The 18,253-nt window shown below is 70.9% G+C and carries 13 protein-coding genes; 10 read left to right on the top strand and 3 right to left on the bottom strand.

Going from position 1 to position 18,253, the window contains the following annotated elements; translation table 11 throughout:
• Positions 1-396 precede the first annotated feature (396 nt).
• The 6 genes from AS029_RS02635 (at position 397) to AS029_RS02610 (ending at position 9,286) form a co-directional block, all read left to right on the top strand.
• Positions 397-2,421 (top strand): GNAT family N-acetyltransferase, encoded by a 2,025-nt coding sequence (locus AS029_RS02635; protein WP_139167996.1) that lies wholly within the window; start codon positions 397-399, stop codon positions 2,419-2,421.
• Entirely contained in the window at positions 2,418-2,894 is a 477-nt protein-coding gene (locus AS029_RS02630) for an ASCH domain-containing protein (RefSeq protein WP_139167995.1), read from the top strand. Before AS029_RS02635 ends, AS029_RS02630 begins: the two co-directional genes overlap by 4 nt.
• A 285-nt stretch (positions 2,895-3,179) precedes the next feature.
• Positions 3,180-4,568 carry an MFS transporter gene (locus AS029_RS02625; RefSeq protein WP_058231014.1) on the top strand — a complete coding sequence of 463 codons (1,389 nt, stop codon included), beginning with the start codon at positions 3,180-3,182 and terminating at the stop codon, positions 4,566-4,568.
• An 8-nt stretch (positions 4,569-4,576) separates the two neighbouring features.
• Complete coding sequence (locus AS029_RS02620; protein ID WP_228375858.1) at positions 4,577-6,868, top strand: molybdopterin oxidoreductase family protein; 2,292 nt, start codon at positions 4,577-4,579, stop codon at positions 6,866-6,868.
• Positions 6,861-8,522: an FAD-dependent oxidoreductase gene (locus AS029_RS02615; protein ID WP_058231013.1), complete on the top strand. Its 1,662-nt coding sequence runs from the start codon at positions 6,861-6,863 to the stop codon at positions 8,520-8,522. The genes AS029_RS02620 and AS029_RS02615 overlap by 8 nt, the downstream gene beginning before the upstream one ends.
• Before the next feature lie 131 nt (positions 8,523-8,653).
• On the top strand, positions 8,654-9,286 hold the full coding sequence (locus AS029_RS02610) for a LysE family translocator (protein WP_058231201.1): 633 nt from the start codon (positions 8,654-8,656) through the stop codon (positions 9,284-9,286).
• A 379-nt stretch (positions 9,287-9,665) separates the two neighbouring features.
• On the opposite strand, the gene AS029_RS02605 is transcribed toward AS029_RS02610, so the two are convergent.
• A complete protein-coding gene (locus AS029_RS02605; RefSeq protein ID WP_058231012.1) occupies positions 9,666-11,141 on the bottom strand; it encodes an FAD-dependent oxidoreductase in 1,476 nt (491 codons plus the stop codon).
• 612 nt (positions 11,142-11,753) lie between these two features.
• On the opposite strand from AS029_RS02605, the gene AS029_RS02600 reads away from it, so the two are divergent.
• Positions 11,754-12,422 (top strand): TetR/AcrR family transcriptional regulator, encoded by a 669-nt coding sequence (locus AS029_RS02600; RefSeq protein ID WP_058231011.1) that lies wholly within the window; start codon positions 11,754-11,756, stop codon positions 12,420-12,422.
• 63 nt (positions 12,423-12,485) lie between these two features.
• Here the strand turns inward: AS029_RS02600 and AS029_RS02595 are convergent, their stop codons facing one another.
• Positions 12,486-13,028, bottom strand: a complete 543-nt coding sequence (locus AS029_RS02595) for a YbaK/EbsC family protein (RefSeq protein WP_058231010.1) — start codon at positions 13,026-13,028, stop codon at positions 12,486-12,488.
• 94 nt (positions 13,029-13,122) lie between these two features.
• On the opposite strand from AS029_RS02595, the gene AS029_RS02590 reads away from it, so the two are divergent.
• The 3 genes from AS029_RS02590 (at position 13,123) to AS029_RS02580 (ending at position 16,844) form a co-directional block, all read left to right on the top strand.
• Positions 13,123-14,382: an acyl-CoA dehydrogenase family protein gene (locus AS029_RS02590; protein WP_058231009.1), complete on the top strand. Its 1,260-nt coding sequence runs from the start codon at positions 13,123-13,125 to the stop codon at positions 14,380-14,382.
• A gap of 240 nt (positions 14,383-14,622) precedes the next feature.
• Complete coding sequence (locus AS029_RS02585) at positions 14,623-15,795, top strand: AI-2E family transporter (protein WP_058231008.1); 1,173 nt, start codon at positions 14,623-14,625, stop codon at positions 15,793-15,795.
• A gap of 5 nt (positions 15,796-15,800) precedes the next feature.
• A complete protein-coding gene (locus tag AS029_RS02580; RefSeq protein WP_058231007.1) occupies positions 15,801-16,844 on the top strand; it encodes an ATP-dependent DNA ligase in 1,044 nt (347 codons plus the stop codon).
• A gap of 197 nt (positions 16,845-17,041) precedes the next feature.
• Here the strand turns inward: AS029_RS02580 and AS029_RS02575 are convergent, their stop codons facing one another.
• Positions 17,042-18,130, bottom strand: coding sequence for a COG1361 family protein (locus AS029_RS02575; RefSeq protein ID WP_139167993.1), 1,089 nt, complete (start codon positions 18,128-18,130; stop codon positions 17,042-17,044).
• Positions 18,131-18,253: the final 123 nt, after the last annotated feature.

The raw sequence follows: 18,253 nt of genomic DNA, 5'->3' as shown, positions 1-18,253 counted from the left end.
TGCGCCCCGGTACCCTCGCGCTCTGCGCCTTCCCCACCCGCCGCGCGTCGTTTTTCGACACTAGCGCGGCGGGGTGAGCGAGGTCCCTCGAACTGAGCGTCACGGCCTCAAGGCCACTGGCGTGCCCGGGAGTGGTCGCGGCGTGCCGCTACAGGCAGAGACGTCCCAGGCGCGAGTTGAGTCCGGGATCCACGAGTCCGGTGAGGCACCGCGCGTGGAGTTGCCTGCATCAGCTTTGTCCAAGACCGGCCGGCTCGCGCCCAGAGTAGGCCCCAACATAAAGAGCCGACTCTGGCGGCGACGGATCATCGATATTGAGCGGGCCCCGGAGGGGCGCGTGGAAAGCACCCCCCGTGCTGATAGAACGGTGATGAGAGCGCGGCGGAGGGGGCAGCGTTGAGCGTCGACGTCGTTGTGTGGGATCCGGATTCTGAGAACGCTGGAGCACAGTTTCAGCGAGTGCTCGCGCTCCACAAGAGCAATCGAGCTCGGCTTGGGCCGATGCCTGACACAGGCTTTCGGGACAGAGCGAAGCACCGGGGCCTTCTCATCGGTTTCATCGATGACGCAATCATGGGGTACGTCCTCTACGACGTACCTCGGAGCAACTTGATCAAGCTCGTTCACGTCTGCGTGAGTCACCAATCACGCCAAACCGGTATAGCGCGCGCGATGATCGAGACGGCGATCGAACTTCATCCTCGTCGCTCACTTCTCACGGCATCCTGCCGAACCGACTACGGCATCGACAGATTCTGGCGGTCTCTCGGCATGCATGTCGCGTCGGAGCGGGCTGGGCGGGCCCTCAGCGGCTCCATCCTGATGAATTGGGTCAAGCGGATCAACACCCAGGGAGGGCTCGATCTCCTCGAGACTGCAACACTCTCTTCCAACCTTCCGCTCGCGGTCCTGGACACCAACGTCGTCGGCGACCTTTTTCTACCGCCCGAAATCCGTCGGGATCATCGCGACGAGACCGCGGAACTACAGGCCGATTGGCTTCAGCCGCTGGTCACGTTCGCTGTCTCGGGCGAGGTCGACAACGAGCTCAGTCAGAACCAGGACCCGACCACACGACGACATGTCCGAGCTGTCAGCCAGCACCTGACGCGGCTGAGCACACTTCGCCCCAACGATCGAAGTCTCGAGGACGCCCTGCTGTCCGCAACGGACCCAAATCTCGTCGCGAGGGATTCGAGTCTTCGCAACGACGTTCTTCATATCGCCGACGCCATCCATTCGGGTGCAGACTTCTTTGTCACCAACGACAGCAATGTGATTCTCGCCTCAAAGGGGTGGACCATCGGCGAGCATAACATAAGGGTGGTCCGACCACATCAGCTGATTGCGGCTCTCAGCCCCGAATCCTTTATGACCGACTTCCGTTCGAGCCTCATTGACGATGGAGATCTCGAATGGTTCGTCGTCGCGGATGTTGAGATCGAACTGGAGCCGGCTTTTCGCGTCTACGACATCGAAGGCAAGCCGAGCATCTTCGCTCAGCGGCTACGCGAGCTACTAGCTAGACGAAAGACGGTCACGGTTCAGAAGCTTGCGGACGCCCAGGGCAATTTATGGGCCCTAGCCGCTTGGGAACTCGACGGGGCGACCCTTCGACTACCGCTTCTACGGTCTATTCGAGGGGAGCGCGGCAGTACCGTCGCCTTTCAGTTGCTCCGGTACGTCCGTCGTGTGGCGTGGGAGCACGGCGCCACGCGATTGGAGATTACGGATCCGGCTATCTCCGCGACTCTCGACGCAGCGCTTACGGCCGACAAGTTCAGCACTGCAGTTCCGCGTACGGCGACGCTCGGCCCGGCGACGGCGACCGCCCGCGAGCTGGTCCTCACCTCGGCCGCCGAAGTGGCTCTCGCTGAACGGTCTCGGTGGCCACTCGTCGTTCGCGAAGCCGGGATGGCAACGTACCTCATCCCCATCCAGCCACGATGGGCGACAAACCTCCTCGGCCTTAACGACGGCCTTATCTCACTTCGAAGACGAGGACTCGGGCTCTCTCGAGAATTGGTTTACTTCTCGGGTTCGAGGATCGTGCCGCAGGATCTGCCTGCGCGCGTTCTGTGGTACGCGACGAGCGACGACAAGACGCGCCACACGATTCAGCGGATTGTCGCGAGGTCGCTAATGGTGGAGTGCGTTCGGCTGCCGACTGAGGAGGCTCTTGCGCGTTTCAGCAAAGTCGGCGTCCTTCGCAAGTCCGAGATCCAGGCCGCGGCGGACCGTGACGGCAAGGTCAATGTCATACGCTTCGAGGACACCGAGCTTCTCCAACGGCCGATCTCGCGCCACGAAGAGATTTTCAAGCGCTACGTGAAGGGCAGAGTGCAGAGCATGCGACATGTCGACCCGCAGATGTTCGACGAGATCATTGCCCTGCAACAGGATAGGCGGCTCGCCGGATGAGTCGGGTACTTCTGCTCTCCGTCCGACCACGCTTCGCGCAGGGGCTCCTTGAAGGCACCAAGACGGCTGAGGTCCGGCGTCGCTTTCCCGACGTTCCCGCGGGAACAACCGTCGTCATATATTCGTCGTCGCCGGAGAAGGCAGTGCTCGGCACCATGCGAGCAAGGCAGTTGGTTCGCAGCAATGCGAGGGACATCTGGCGTGACTACGCGGACGTGATCGGCATCGAGCATTGGGAGCTAACGGAGTACCTCTCCGGCGCGAGCGAGTGCAGCGTGCTCGAACTCGATGCACCGGATCGCTGGCGCGAGCCGGTACGGCTCCCGGAGCTTCGACGCCTGCTGAATGTTGAGCCCGCCCAGAGCTTCCGGTACCTGAACGGCAGACAGCTGACGCGTCTGCGTGCTCTGAGTATGAACAACCCGGAGGTTCCCTCGATGACCAGATCTATACCCGTCCCCGCGCTGAGCTAGAGAATCGCTTCCACCCCGGCTGTGACGAGATGCACCCGGGATCTGAGCGCGTCCCAGCGCAGGATTGGAGGCAACGCTAGACGCGGAGTGGCATCCCATGAATCCGTTCTCCCGTGTAACGCCCACGTAAACTCCCCCTCTCCCCCACCCCCGCCGAGGGTGAAACAACCGTTACCTCCCCGCCCCCGGCGACGCAGTCCCGGGTAATCCCTCCTCCCTACGCTGGCGGCACGCCCAGCCCATGCGGGGCGCTGCACCTCCCCCGTATCGCCCATGGAGGACTCCGTGACCGTCACCGACCCGCGTCCCGAAACCGCAACGCCGCCCGCGGCCGCAACCGAAACAGCGGAACTACAGCACCGCCCCGGCCGTTGGATCGACAACTGGAACCCCGAGAACGCCACCCAGTGGGCGAAAGAGGGCAAGGCCATCGCCTCGCGCAACCTGCGGTGGTCGATCTTCGCCGAGTTCCTGGGCTTCGTCGTCTGGCAGCTGTGGTCCGTCGTCGTCGTCTCGCTTCCGGCCGCGGGCTTCCAGCTCTCGACGGGTGAGATCTTCTGGCTCATCTCCATGCCGAGCCTCGTCGGCGCGACGCTGCGCATCCCCTACACGTTCATGGTTCCCCGCTTCGGCGGCCGCAACTGGACCATCGTCTCCGCCGGCCTGCTGCTCATCCCGAGCATCGGCCTCGCCATCGCGGTGTCCAACCCCGCGACCCCCTTCGCCGTGCTCCTCGTCATCGCCGCGTTCGCCGGCTTCGGCGGCGGCAACTTCGCGAGCTCGATGGCGAACATCACCTTCTTCTACCCGGCCGCGCAGAAGGGCTACGCCCTCGGACTCAACGCCGCTGGCGGCAACCTCGGCGCCTCGGTCGCGCAGTTCGTCGTCCCGATCGTCATCACGGTCGGCGCCGCGGCCACCCTCAACCTGCCGCTCGCCGGTCTCATCTGGGTGCCGCTCATCATCATCGCCATGGTCGGCGCCTACTTCCGCATGGACAACCTCTCCAGCGCCAAGGCCGACATCACGGCATCCCTCGCCGCTCTCAAAGAGCCGCACCTGTGGGTCATGGCCGTGCTCTACATCGGCACCTTCGGCTCGTTCATCGGCTTCGCGGGCGTCTTCCCGAAGCTGCTGGCCGACACCTTCCCCGACTTCAAGGGCATCGCGATCGGAACGGCCACCGTCACCCTCGCCTTCATGGGTGCGCTCGTCGGCTCGCTCGCCCGCCCCTACGGCGGCAAGCTCGCCGACCGGTTCGGCGGCACCGTCATCACGATGGGCGCCTTCACGGTGATGGGTCTCGGCATCCTGGGTGTCATCCTCACCCTGCCGATGCAGAACTTCGCGGTCTTCCTGCTCTGCTTCCTCGTGCTCTTCGCCGCGGCGGGCATCGGCAATGGCTCGACCTACCGCATGATCCCGACGATCTTCACCCTCAAGGCCAACGGCGGCATCGGCGCGCAGCGCAAGGCCGCCGCGGCCCTGGGCCTCATCTCGGCGATCGGCGCGTACGGCGGCTTCTTCATCCCGCAGCTGCTCGGCTTCTCGAAGACGACGTTCGGCTCGTACACCCCCGCCCTCGGCTGGTTCGCCCTCGCCTACGTCGCCTTCCTCGCCATCACCGCCGGCGTCTACCTGCGCATGTCGAAGAAGACCGGAACCCGCATCTGATGACCGCCATGAGCTCCGCCGACACCCACTGCCCCTACTGCGCGCTGCAGTGCGCCATGACCGTCACCCACCAGGGTGAGACCACGGTCACGGGCCGCGACTTCCCCACCAACCGGGGAGGACTCTGCGCCAAGGGCTGGACGTCGGCGGAGCTCCTGGCATCCCCCCACCGACTCCGGATGCCACTGATGCGGCGATCCGACGGAACCCTCGCCGAGACCACCTGGGACGAAGCTCTGGATGCCGTGGCCGCGGCCTTCCGCGACACGAAAGCCGCCCACGGACCCGACGCCAACGCCATCTTCGGCGGCGGCGGACTCACCAACGAGAAGGCGTATCAGCTCGGCAAGTTCGCCCGCGTCGCGCTCGGCACCTCGCGCATCGACTACAACGGCCGCTTCTGCATGTCGTCGGCCGCGGCGGCATCCAATCGGGCCTTCGGCATGGACCGGGGCCTGCCCTTCCCCGTGACCGACCTCGACGACGCCCAGACGATCCTGCTGCTCGGCTCGAACGTCGCCGCGACCATGCCGCCGTTCCTCGCGCACCTCGCCGGAGCGCGTGCCGCGGGCGGACTCATCGTCGTCGACCCGCGCCGATCCGCCACCGCGCGCCTCACCGAAGACGGCGCCGGCACCCACCTGCAGGCCGCCCCCGGCACCGACCTGCCGCTACTGCTCGGCCTCACCCACATCGTCATCGCCGAGGGGCTCGCCGACCGCGCCTATATAGATGAGCGCACGAGCGGCTTCGAGAGCCTGCGGCGCTCCGTCGCGCAGTGGTGGCCCGAGCGCACCTCCTCGACCACCGGCATCCCGGTCGCTCAGCTCCGCGAGACCGCCCGGCGCCTCGCCGCGGGCGGCGCGTACATCCTCACCGGACGCGGCGTCGAACAGCACGTCGACGGCACCGCCACCGCCACCGCCGCGATCAACCTCGCGCTCGTGCTCGGCCTCGTCGGCCGCGACGGCTCGGGCTACGGCACCCTCACCGGCCAGGGCAACGGCCAGGGCGGACGCGAGCACGGCCAGAAGGCCGACCAGCTGCCCGGCTACCGTTCCATCCGCGACCCCGAAGCCCGCCGGCACGTCGCCGGGGTGTGGGGTGTCGACCCGGATGAGCTTCCGGATGCCGGCATCCCGGCGACCGCACTGCTCGGCGAACTGGGCGGGCCGGTGAAGACGCTGCTGGTCGCCGGATCCAACGTCGTCGTCTCGGCGCCCGACGTCGACGCGCTCCGGCAGCGGCTGCAGTCGCTCGACACCCTCATCGTGTGCGACTTCTTCCTCAGCGAGACCGCGGAGCTCGCCGACATCGTGCTGCCCGTGCTGCAGTGGGCCGAGGAGGAGGGCACGATGACCTCGCTCGAGGGCCGGGTGATCCGCCGTCGACAGGCGCTGGCCGGGCCCGACGGCGCCCGCAGCGAGCTGTGGATCATGGCCGAGATCGCGCGGCGCCTGGGCGCGGCATCCACCTGGTCGACGGTTCCGGCCGAGGTGTTCGACGAGCTCGCCCGCGCGTCGGAGGGCGGTGTCGCCGACTACTCCGGCCTCTCGCACGCGCTGCTCGACACGGGCGTCGAGGCGTACTGGCCCTATCGCGCCGAGGGCACCCCGCGCCCCTTCACTCAGCGCTTCGCCCACGCCGACGGCCGTGCTCGCCTGGTGGCGGTGGATGCCACGCCCCCGACGCCGACCGACCGCGGCGGCGAGCTGACCCTCGTCACCGGCCGCTACCTGCAGCAGTATCAGTCGGGCACGCAGACCCGCCGGGTCGCCGAGCTGAACGGCGCCCGCCCCGAGGCGCGGCTCGAGATCCATCCCGCGACGGCGTCGCGTCTCGGCATCCGCGAAGACGCGCTCGTCGCCGTCTCGAACGAGCGCGGCACGGTGCGGGCGCGGGCGACTGTGACCACGGATATCCGCCATGACACCGTCTTCCTGCCCTTCCATTACGCCGGTGACGAGTGCGCGAACCGCCTGACCGAGGCGCTCGTCGACCCGACGTCGGCGATGCCCGAGTTCAAGCGCACGCGGGTACGGGTGACTCCGGATGCCGCTGTGCCCGCCGTCGCGGCTGTGGAGCACGGGCCCGTCGTGGTGTCGGAGCATCCCGGCGTCGATCGCGCGGCGGGCGGGGGCGCGGCATCCGGCGTCTCCGTCGCGGGCGGGCACGTCGGGCCTGACGTGCCGGCCGGGGTCTCGGTCGCAGGCGGACCCGCGCCGACCGGCGTCTCCGTCGCGGGCGGGCCCATCGAGCGCGGGGCGTCCACCCCGACCGAGGAGGAGATCCATGTCTGAGCGTGTGGTGCTGGTGGGCTACGGCCCCGTCGGGGCGCGGCTGATCGAGGGCCTGCTGCCCGCCGTGCGCGACGGGCGCATCGACCTCACGGTCATCGGGGCCGAGACGCACGACGTCTACAACCGCGTGCTGCTCGCCGAGTACGCCGTCGGACGCGCCGACCGCGACGGCCTCGACATGGGCGACCGGCTGATCGCCGAAGAGGCCGGCGTGAAATTCGTGCTCGGGATGACGGTGGTCGGCGTCGACCGCGACCGTCAGGTGGTGCGGTTGCACGATGGCATCCGGGTTCCGTACGACCGGCTCGTGCTGGCGACCGGAGCGCGCGCGAACGTGCCGACGCTCGCCGGTCTCGAGCGGGCGCAGCGGCACCGCGCGGCGCGACCGGGCGTTCCGGCGCAGCTCGACCGGGGCTCGGCGCCGCTCCCCCGAGGCGTCGTCGCCCTGCGCGACCTCGCCGACGCCGAGCACGTGCGCGCGGCCGTGTCGGCCGGGCAGCGCATCGTCGTGCTCGGCGCGGGCGTGCTCGGCATGGAGCTGGCCCTGGCCGCCGCCGAGGCCGGCGCCGAGGTCGTGGTGGCGTACCACTCCGCCGCTCCCATGAACCGCACGCTCGACGAGAACGGCGGACGCGTGCTCGCGGCCGCAGCCACCGCGGTCGGTGTCGAGATGATGCATCACGCCCGCGCCGAGAGCATCGTGCAGCGCTACGACGACCACGGTCAGGCGTGGTTCGACGGCCTGGTCTGCGCCGACGGCAAGGTGCTCGCGGGCGACCTGCTCGTGCTGTCGTGCGGGGTCGCGGCGCGCACCGAGGTGGCATCCCTCGCCGGGCTCGCCACCTCCACCGGCGTGCTCGTCGACGGTGCGTCGCGCTCCTGGACCGACCCGAACGTCTTCGCCATCGGCGACTGCGCGCACGTCGCCGATCCGGCCGAGGCGGGCGAAGACGGTCGCGTGCCCGGCGGCCCCAGTGGACTCGTCGGACCGGGCTGGCGGCAGGCCGACCGGCTGGCGGCGCGGTTGGCGGCTGGGGACGGTTCCGCTGCGGCATCCGCGAGCCCGGCCCTCGTCGCGAGCGCGGCGGCATCCGTTGCCCCGGTCCCCGTGGCGGGCGCGGCGGCATCCGTTGCCCCGGTCCCCGTGGAGCGGCCCGGCGTCGTCATGCTGAAGGCCGAGGGCATCGACGTGGTCGCCGGAGGTGCGGTCGACGCCGACCCCTTCGCCCCCGTGCACGCGGCCGCGTGCCACGCCCCGCAGGTCACCCTCTGGGCCGACCCCGCCCGCGGCGCGTACGTCAAGCTCGTCACGGTCGACGGCGTGCTGACCGGCTTCGTCTCGGTCGGGATGCCACGCACCGGCGCCGAGCTCACCCTGCTGTTCGAACGCGGATCGGAGCTGCCCGCCGACCGCTCGTCGCTGCTGCGCCTCGATGCGCCCGACGCCGGCATGGCCGTCGTCGCCGACCCCTTCGCCGCGGATGCCACCGTCTGCTGGTGCAACGGCGTGAGCGCCGGGGCGATCCGCGACGCCGTGGCCGCAGGGGAGCCGACGGTGGCCTGTGTAAAGGCGTCGACCCGCGCCGGCACCGGCTGCGGCGGCTGCGTCGGCCGCATCAGCGAGCTGCTCGCGCGCGAGGCCGTCCCCGCGTAGCCACGGCTGTCACCTCGCGCGAGGGGTCAATTTTTGTCGCTGAGCGCCGCTCGAAGCGACAAAAATTGACCCCTCACGCGCCGGGGTGGGCGCGGAACGTGCGCGAAATGCAGCGGCAGTACGCTTCACGCATGCCTCCGATCGAGAACCTCGTGGCCTTCGTCGCCGCGTCGGTCGTCATCATCGTCATCCCGGGTCCGAGTGTGCTGTTCGTCATCGGCCGGTCGATCGCGCTCGGCCGCCGCGCGGGCGTGCTCAGCGTCGTCGGCAACGCCCTCGGCACCGTGCCCGCGGTGCTCGCCGTCGCGTTCGGAGTCGGCGCGATCGTGGCATCCTCGATCGTCGCGTTCACCGCGCTGAAGATCGTCGGCGCGGCCTACCTCGTGTGGCTCGGCATCCAGGCGATCCGCCACCGGCACGCGCACGTCGCCGGTGCTGCCGTGCAGCCCACGTCGTCGTGGACGCTGCTGCGCCAGGGCTTCGTCGTAGGACTGACCAACCCCAAGACGATCGCCTTCTTCGTCGCGGTCCTGCCCCAGTTCGTCGACCCGCACGCCGGCGCCGCCTGGCTGCAGCTGCTGACGCTGGGACTGCTCTTCCAGGTGATGGCGCTGACCTGCGACAGCGTCTGGGCCCTCGCCGCCGGAACCGCCCGCACGTGGTTCGCCCGCTTCCCGAAGCGCATCTCGACGCTGTCGGGCACGGGCGGCGTCATGATGATCGGCCTCGGCGGCGCGCTGGCGTTCACCGGCGCGAAGAGCTGACGCGGGTCGCGTCGCGTTCGGGTTCCCAGCCGGCTCGAAGACAGACTCTCGAGACCGTTCCGGCTCGCCGCCCGGCCGCGGGACCCTGCGCCCACGGTCGGGCCGCTCGCTCGAGGCGATGGCCCCACGCAACCACCCGGCCGGCGTCGCCCACCACCGGCAGGGCCGCCGAGTCCCGGCGGCGCCGCGTGCGGCTGTCGCGCCGCGCCGAGTCGGGCCGTGCTGCGCCGTATCAAGCCTTGTCGCGCAGCGCCGCACCGCCCCCGCCCGTCCCGAACTCCGGAGAAACGGCGCGACCCGCCGCATCCGCCCGCATGAATCCGCGCCCGCCGTCGCGCGGTGCGCCCGAATCTCCGGAGTTTCGCACGCGCCCCGCGCCTCAGCCCGCCGAGCGCAGATCCGTGGATGCCGCGCCCTCGAGCCGCACCCCGTCGGGGGCGTAGCGCGAGCCGTCGACGGGGCTGTCCCACGAGCGCTCCGCGTCGTTCCAGGTCAGCGGAGTCGGGGCGGCCAGCGTGCGCGTCCGCCCGTCGACCGTCGAGACGGCGGCCGTGCGCGCTCCCCGCCGGGCGAGCGTTCCCGCACCCTCGGCGGGCGGTGCGACGGGGGCCGCCGACGCCGTCTTCAGGGCTGCTGCTGACACCCGCGCGCGTCGCGCGGCCTCTCCGATCCCGCGGCCGAGGTCGGCGGGCACGGTCATGCGGGTGCCGATCGTGCGCATCCACTGCGGCCGGTCGCTTCGCGAGACGCCGCGGATCTCATCGCTCAACCGCATCGCCGCGGCCGGCGCGTTCGTCATGCCCCACCCGGCGTATCCGGTGGCGAAGCGCAGGCGGCCGAGACCCCGTGGCATCCCCCCGATGAACGGCACGAGGTTGTGCGACTGGTAGTCCTGGCCCGACCAGCGCCCGATTTCGGCACCGACCGGGAGCGTGCGCCGCGCCCACGCGGCGAGCGCCTCGGCGAGCGCGATCTCCGACGACGCCGAGCCCACCGGATGCCGTGCCCCGGTCACGATGAGCGCCGGACGCCCGAACGACGACGGCGCCGCCACGACGCTGCGCCCGTCGGCACCGACCTCGCTCCACATGCCGCCCGGGGCTTCGGCATCCCCCTCCACCTCGAACGCGATCGCCCACGACCGCAGTGCGCGCGTCTTGAGGTCGTACAGTCCGCGGCGGGTGAGGGGCGTGCCGGTGGCGAGCACGACCGTGTCGCCGAAGATCGTGCCGTGGTCGGTGTCGACCCGGCCGCTGGGAAGGGCCCGCACGTCCGACACCCGCACGCCGCTGTGGATCACCGCACCCGCATCGACGGCGGCACGGGCGAGCGTCGTCGCCAGCAGCACGGGATCGAGGGCGAGCTGGTCGTCGAGGGCGACGGCGCGCACGGACGTGCGCCCGCCGAAGTCGCCGGGGGCGGCTTCGCGCACCGGCAGGCCGGCCTCTTCTGCCGTATCGCGCACGGCGTCGAGGGCCACGTCGGTGTCGAGCCCGCGCCCGAACGTGAACGCCGTGCGGCGGTCGGCGGCGGCGCCCGCACGGTCGGCGAGCCAGTCCTGGCCGGCACGGTTGGCATCCACGTACGCCCGCACGAGACTCGCCGGATGGTGCCGCCGCAGCGACGCGAGCGTCGTGCCCTGGAGAACGGATGCCATGCCCACCGACGCCGCGGTCGCCCCCTGCCCCACCTCGCCGGCGTCGACCACGGCGACATCGACGCCCGCTTCGGCCAGCATCACGGCCGTCGACAGGCCGGTCAGCCCGGCGCCGACGATGACGACGTCGTGCCGCGCGTCGGCCTCGAACGGCGTTGCGACGGAGGTCTGGTCTCGGTTCCACAGGGGGGTGCTCATGCGTCCATCCCACCGCGGGGGCTGAGGGCTCGGCATCCGCTTGCCTCGGTGGGGGCGATCGTCTAGCGCGGGGTGTGCTGGCGGCTGTGTGCGCGGTGCGTGCCTCGCGGTGCGTGCGCCCGGCAAGTGTTCGTGGTGGGTCTCTTTCGGCGAGAAACGGTATCCGCAGCGAAACACGCCGCGCCAAGGCGTTTCCACCCGCCGATCGCGTTTCTCACCGCTCTGCCCCGCGTGCCGCCGCCGCACCTCGGACGCGCGAGAAACGGTATCCGCCCCGAAACACGCCGCGCCGAGGCGTTTCCGCCCGCCGATCGCGTTTCTCACCGCTCTGCCCCGCTCGTGCCGCCGCCGCACTCCGCACCGCCCGGGCCGCCGCCGCGCTTGCCCGCCGCCGCACCTCGGACGCGCGAGAAACGGCATCCGCAGCGAAACACGCCACGCCACAGCGTTTCCACCCGCCGATCGCGTTTCTCACCGCCCGGCACCCCCCGCGCCGCCGCCCCGCCCACGCGCCGCCCCGCCCACGCGCCGCCCCGCCCACGCGCCGCCTCCGCGCCACCCGCCCCGCGCCACGCACCGCCGCCGCCCGCGCCCCGCGGATATGCTCGGCACGTGACCGAGAGCGCCGCCCCGTCCAGCCGCACCGCGGTGGTGGCCGCTGCGATCGACCTCTTCGTCGCGCACGGGTACGACCAGACCTCCGTGGAGCAGATCGCCCAGGCGGCGGGAGTGTCGCGCTCGACGTTCTTCCGGCAGTTCGGCGGCAAAGAAGACGTCGTGTTCGCCGACCACGAGGTGCTGCTCGCCGAGACGCGCGCGTTCCTCGCGCAGTCGCATCCCGATCCCTGGGCGGCCGTGTGCGAGGCGTCGGTGCGCGTGTTCCGGCACTTCGCCGCCGACCCCGAACTCGCACGGCGGCGATACAAGATCGTGCGCGAGATTCCCGGCCTGCGCGACCGCGAGATCGTCACGGTGTTCCGCTACGAGCGCCTCTTCGACCAGTACCTTCGCGATGCGCTCCCCGGCCTCGACCCCCTGGATGCCGTCGGCTTCGCCGCCCTCGTCACGGCGGTGCACAACCACGTGCTGCGCCGGCTGATGCGCGGCGCCCGGGTGCCGGCATCCGTCCTGCGTCGTGCCCTCGACGACGCTCTCCGCCGTTACGGCGTGGGCCCCGACGCCGGCGATGCAGCGGGCGACGACCTCATCGTCGCGGCCTTCCCGCGCCGCATGCCCGCCGCGGAGGTCACTCGGCGCCTGCGCGCGTCGCTCGGAGACTGAGCCCCGCGGCTTCGACACACGGCCGCCACGCCCTCTGATCGCACGATCCTGCGGTTACGGCCGTCACTCGCTCGGCTTCGCCAGCCCCTCGATCACCTCGGCCCCGGGCAGGGATGCCAGCACCTCGCCGGGCAGGAACAGTTTCGCGCCGCGGATGCCGGCACCCACCACCGCCCGCGGCAGCACCGCCACGCGCGCGTCGACGAGGAGCCGCCAGTCGGCCGGGATGCCGAGAGGGGTGATCCCGCCGTACTCCATCCCGGTGGCCGACACCGCGGCATCCATCGGCGCGAAGGTCGCCTTGCGGGCGTCGAGCAGTTTGCGCACCACGCCGTTCACGTCGAGCCGGGTCGTGGCGAGGGCGAGGCAGGCGGCGGTGCGCGTCTCGGCATCGCGCGAGCCCTGCACGACGATGCAGTTGGCGGAGATGGCGAGGCTCTGACCGTACGCCGCGCAGAAAGCGGCGGTATCGGCGAGCGTCGGGTCGACCTCGGCCACCTCGACGCGCGCGGCGGTCGCGGGGTCGAGAGTCTGCAGGGCAGCGGCGACGGGCTCGGCCAGCAGGTGCGGGTTGTCGAGCGCGGGAAGGAACGTCAGCGAGGTCACGCCCGCGACCCTACCGGGCGACGCTCTCCGAGCGTAGGCTGCACGTCGACGCGGGGAGTGACACCCAGTACCAACGTGCGCGATACTGGGAACCATGACCATCGACGCCGATGCCCGTACGCTCCCCGGCGAGCGTGTCGCCCGCTACGACCTGCTGGGTCGTCGCGACACCGACTATTACGCGGTGTTCGCCGACATTCCCGACGCCGACCGCGCCGTCTGGGACCGCGCCAAGGCGTTCGCCGACGAGGTCGGCACGCGCATGCAGGGCGAGTGGGATGCCGCGACCTACCCCGTCGAGCTCGTCCAGCGCATGGGTGAGTTGGAGCTGTACACCGACGGCATCGAGCACCCCGACCTCCCGCACACCTCGCCGCTGGCCGCGGGCCTGGTCAATATGGAGATATCGCGCCACGACGGCTCCCTCGCGACCGCCCTCGCCGTACAGGGCGGACTGGCCCTGCGCACCCTCGCCCTCTTCGGCTCGACCGAGCAGCAGCAGCGCTGGCTGCGCCCGCTGGCCGACGGCACGACGCTCGGCGCCTTCGCGCTGACCGAGCCCGACCACGGCTCCGACTCCGTCTCGCTCGAGACCACCGCGACGTGGGTCCCTTCGACAGGCTCAGGGACCGGGGGCTGGTCGCTGAGCGGCACGAAGAAGTGGATCGGCAACGGAGCGTCCGGTGGCATCACCTTCGTCTGGGCCCGCGTCGCGAACGACGGCGGCGACGACCACGGTGCCGTGCGGTGCTTCCTCGTCGAGCAGGACACTCCGGGCTACGTCGGCACCGTCATCACCGGAAAGGTGTCGCTGCGCGGCATCCATCAGGCTCACATCGCGATGGATGACGTGCGTCTTTCGGCGGATGCCGTGCTGCCCGGGTCGCACACCTTCAAAGACGCCTCGCGCGTGCTGTACGCCACACGCTCCGGCGTCGCGTGGTCGGCACTGGGTCACGCGACCGCCTGCTACGAGATCGCTCGGACGTATGCCACCGAGCGCATGCAGTTCGGCAAGCCGCTCGCGGCCTTCCAGATGGTGCAGGAGCGCCTCGCGCAGATGCTCGACGAGCTGACCGCGATGCAGCTGTACTGCCGCCGCCTCGCCGATCTCGAGACGTCCGGCGGACTCCGCCCGACCCAGGCGTCGCTCGCGAAGTACCACAACACGCGTGCCGCGCGCCGGGTGGCCGCGATCGCGCGCGACCTGCTCGGCGGCAACGGCATCCTCCTCGAGAACGGCGTCATGCAGCACATGGCCGACATCGAGGCGATCCACACGTACGAGGGCACCGAGAGCGTGCAGGCGCTGCTGCTGGGCCGCGACATCACCGGTATGAGCGCGTTCACCTGATCCGGGATGCCGGGGCGCGGCGGGCTGTGCGCTGCGGCGGTGCGCGGCGATGGATGCTGAGGCCCGGCGAACTGACGGGCACCGTGCGGCTACGCACGGGCCAGGATGCCGCGGCCCGGCGGCGCGGAGAGGCGCTTCGTCGACGGATGACAGCGGTACTGCGGGTGCGCCGCCTAATCCGCGGCCCGACCCCGCGCAACCCGCGCGGGCGATGTCGGAAGCCCCCACTACCGTGTGAGCATGGGCCTCTTCTCTCGACACCCCGCTCCTCGCCGTGCGGTCGAATCCGTCGCCGAGGCGGTTCAGCCCCCGCCCCGCAGCCTGTGGGCCGACGGCTTCGGGCGCCTCGCGGTGCGGGCCGTGCAGATCATCATCGTCGTCGTCCTCGTCGCGGGCCTCATCTGGGGCATCCGACAGGTGACGCTGGTGATCATCCCGCTGATCCTCGCGCTCATCTTCGCCTCCGCATTCGGCCCGGTCACCATGTGGCTGCGGCGCAAGGGCGTGCCCGCCGTGATCGCCACGCTGCTCACGTTGCTGGCCGTGGTGGCCGTGCTGACCGCCCTCGGGTGGCTCGTCGTCAACGCCGTGATCAATCAGTGGCCGACGCTCAGTTCCCAGGCCGTCGAGGGCTTCCAGCGCGCGCAGGACTGGTACCACACGCTTCCCTTCGCCATCTCGCAAGACCAGGTCAATCAGGCGATCCAGGGCATCCAGGGCTTCCTCACCAGCTCCGACTTCGGCACGAGCGCACTGGCCGGCGTGAGCGCGGTCGCCTCCTTCGTGACGGGCTTCGTGCTGATGGTCGTCATCCTGTTCTTCTTCCTCAAAGACGGTCCCCGCATGTGGGAGTTCGTGCTCCGTCCCTTCCACGGCAGCGACTACGAGCGCGCCCGTCGCATCGGCGACAAGACGGTGACCGTGCTCGGCTCGTACGTGCGCGGAACCGCCTCGGTCGCGGCCGTCGACGCGATCGGCATCGGCATCGGCCTCGCGATCCTGCAGGTGCCGCTCGCCCTGCCCCTCGCCGTCCTCGTCTTCCTGCTGGCGTTCATCCCGATCGTCGGCGCGGTGACCGCCGGCATCCTCGCCGCACTGGTGGCGCTCGTCACGAACGGCCCGATCATCGCCCTCGTCGTCGTCGGCATCGTGGTGCTGGTCAATCAGCTCGAGGGCAACTTCCTGCAGCCGGTCCTCATGGGCCGCTCGATGAAGCTGCACTCGTTCGTCGTGCTCGTCGTGCTCGCCGGCGGCACCGCGATCGGCGGCATCCTGGGCACCCTGCTCGCCGTGCCGCTCACCGCCGTCGTGTGGGGCATCATCACGGTCTGGAACGGCCCCGACAAGCCCGCCGAGTGGGCGCGCCGCAAGAAGCGCAAGAACCCTGTGCCCCTGTCGGGCAACGAGAGCTGACGGCCATGGCGTACGACATCCCCGCCCCGATGCTGGCGAAGTCGGTGCCCACGGTCCCCGAGCACGGCAAGGTCGAGGGCGGTTTCAGCTACGAACCCAAGTGGGACGGGTTCCGCGCCCTCGTGTCGTGGGACGGCACCGACGTCGAGATCGGCAGCCGCGGCGCCAAGCCGCTCACCCGGTACTTCCCTGAGCTCGTCGCGGCGTTTTCCGAGATCCTGCCCGAGCCGTGCCTCATCGACGGCGAGGTCGTCGTCGCGCGCGGCGAGAGGGGTGCGCAGCGCCTCGATTGGGAAGCCCTGTCGCAGCGCATCCACCCCGCGGCATCCCGTGTGAACATGCTGTCGCAAGAGACTCCGGCGATGTTCATCGCGTTCGACCTGCTCGCCCGCGGCGACCGCGACCTGCAGAACGAGCCGTTCTCGGAGCGGCGGGCGCAGCTCGAAGACCTGCTCGGCAGCGTTCCGCACCCCGTGCACGTCACCCGCACCACCGACGACCCCGACCTCGCCCGCCGCTGGCTCGCCGAGTTCGAGGGCGCGGGCCTCGACGGCGTGATCGCCAAGCCCCTCGCCCAGCCGTACGCGCCGAACAAGCGCACGATGTTCAAGATCAAGCACGCCCGCACCGCCGATGTGGTGGCCCTGGGCTATCGCATCCACAAGTCCGGCGAGGGCGTGGGCTCTCTCCTCGTCGGCCTGTACGACGACGACGGCCGTCTGCACGGTGTCGGCGGGGTCTCGGCGTGGACCGACAAGAAACGCCGGGAGCTCATCGACGAACTCGCGCCGCTCGTGGAACGGGATGCCGAGGGCGAAGCCATCGTGGGCGAAACCGACCGCTCGCGCTTCTCGGCGTCGAAGGACGTGTCGTTCGTGCGGCTGCGCCCCGAGCTCGTGCTCGAGGTGCGCTACGACCAGCTCGAGGGCATGCGCTTCCGTCACACGGTGCAGTTCGACCGCTGGCGTCCCGACCGCGACGCCCGATCATGCACGTTCGCGCAGCTCGAGACGGTGACCTCGTACGACCTCGGCGACGTGCTCGACTGACGCTCGCGCGGGCTCCGCGCCCGCGGTGCGGCGGGGCGGGGCCCGCGCCGGGTTCGGCGCGTGCACCGGGGCGCGCAGTGGCCGCCCCGTCTCGGCGCCCGAGCCCCGATTGGGGCGGATTCCGCACGTTGGGGCGGAAAATTCCCGCCCCAACCCGCCGATCCCGCCCCAAACCTCGCTACGCCCCCGCCGCAGCCTTACCGCGCGCCGACGTCCACCCGCCCGAGCGCCGATGCCTCGGCATCCGCAGGCGTCTCCGCATCCGCCGGCGTCTCGGCATCCGCAGGCACCTCGGCATCCGCCGCCGCCTCAGCCCGTCCGGCACGTCGGCGGCGCCGCTTCGCCACCGCCGCCGCGATCGCACCCACCGCCAGCAGCAGGACGGCCGCACCCGTCCACGACACCGCCGGCGTCGTGAAGCCCTCCTCCACGACGGCGGGCGCGGTGACGGCGTCGTCGCCGAGCACCACGGGGCGCACCGTGCTCGTGCCGAACAGCGCGAAGACGGGCCAGGCGCTCGTCTCGGTCACGACGGTGGCGCTGTCGCCCGGCAGCAGCTCGGCGGGGTCGCCCGTGAGCGCGGCGGCATCGACACCCGCCCCCGAGACGGCGGCGAGCGCACCGAGGCGCACGTTGCCGGTGTTCTCGACCCGCGTCTCCACGCGCAGCGTCCCGGGAGCGAAAGGCACGAGCGCCGGCGTGAACGTCGCGGTGACGTCAGCCACGTCCAGCGCCGGGACGATGTCGCCGGCCACCTGCAGGTGCACACGCACGCCGACGCGGTTGGTGACCGCGACACCGTCGCTCGAGCGCGTGACCCCGACGACGATGCCGGCGGGGTGATCGCCCGGGGTGGCCCCGCCGGGCACGTCGATGCGGACGGGGAGCACGCGGGTCTCCCCCGGCGCCACGGTCACCGTGCCGGCGTCCAATCCGTCGACGGTGATCCAGGCGCCCGACTCCTGCGGGTCGCCCGCGGCGATGTCGAAGGCACCGCTGTCGCCCAGGATGCCATCGCCCGGTGCCACGGTGTAGGTCGCGGGTGCGGTGCCCAGGTTCGACACGGCGATCGCATCGTCGACGCCGGATCCCGGGTCGATCGTGTGGCGCAACGAGATGCGCCCGTCGGGCCCGGCGGACGAAGCCGGCGCGACCGCCCATTGCGCGGCGGACGCAGAGGTCGGCGCCGGGTCGACGGTGACGGCGGCGGCGGAGCGGCGGAAAGAAGCAGCACGGCAGCGGCGATGGCCGCGGCGAGAGCGGGGGTGCGGGGGAACACGGGTCACCTCGGGTCGGGAGTGGAAGGGTCGGAACGCTCGTGGGCGACGCGACGGGAACAGAAGCGGGTGCAGGACGCGGGCGACGGCGGTCGAGCGGCAACCCCGGCCGAACGCGGATAACGAACGAGT

It is taken from the genome of Microbacterium enclense, from assembly GCF_001456955.1.
GTDB lineage: Bacteria > Actinomycetota > Actinomycetes > Actinomycetales > Microbacteriaceae > Microbacterium > Microbacterium enclense.
The sequence above is the reverse complement of the archived record's forward strand: the minus strand, read 5'-3'. Positions and strand labels throughout refer to the sequence as shown.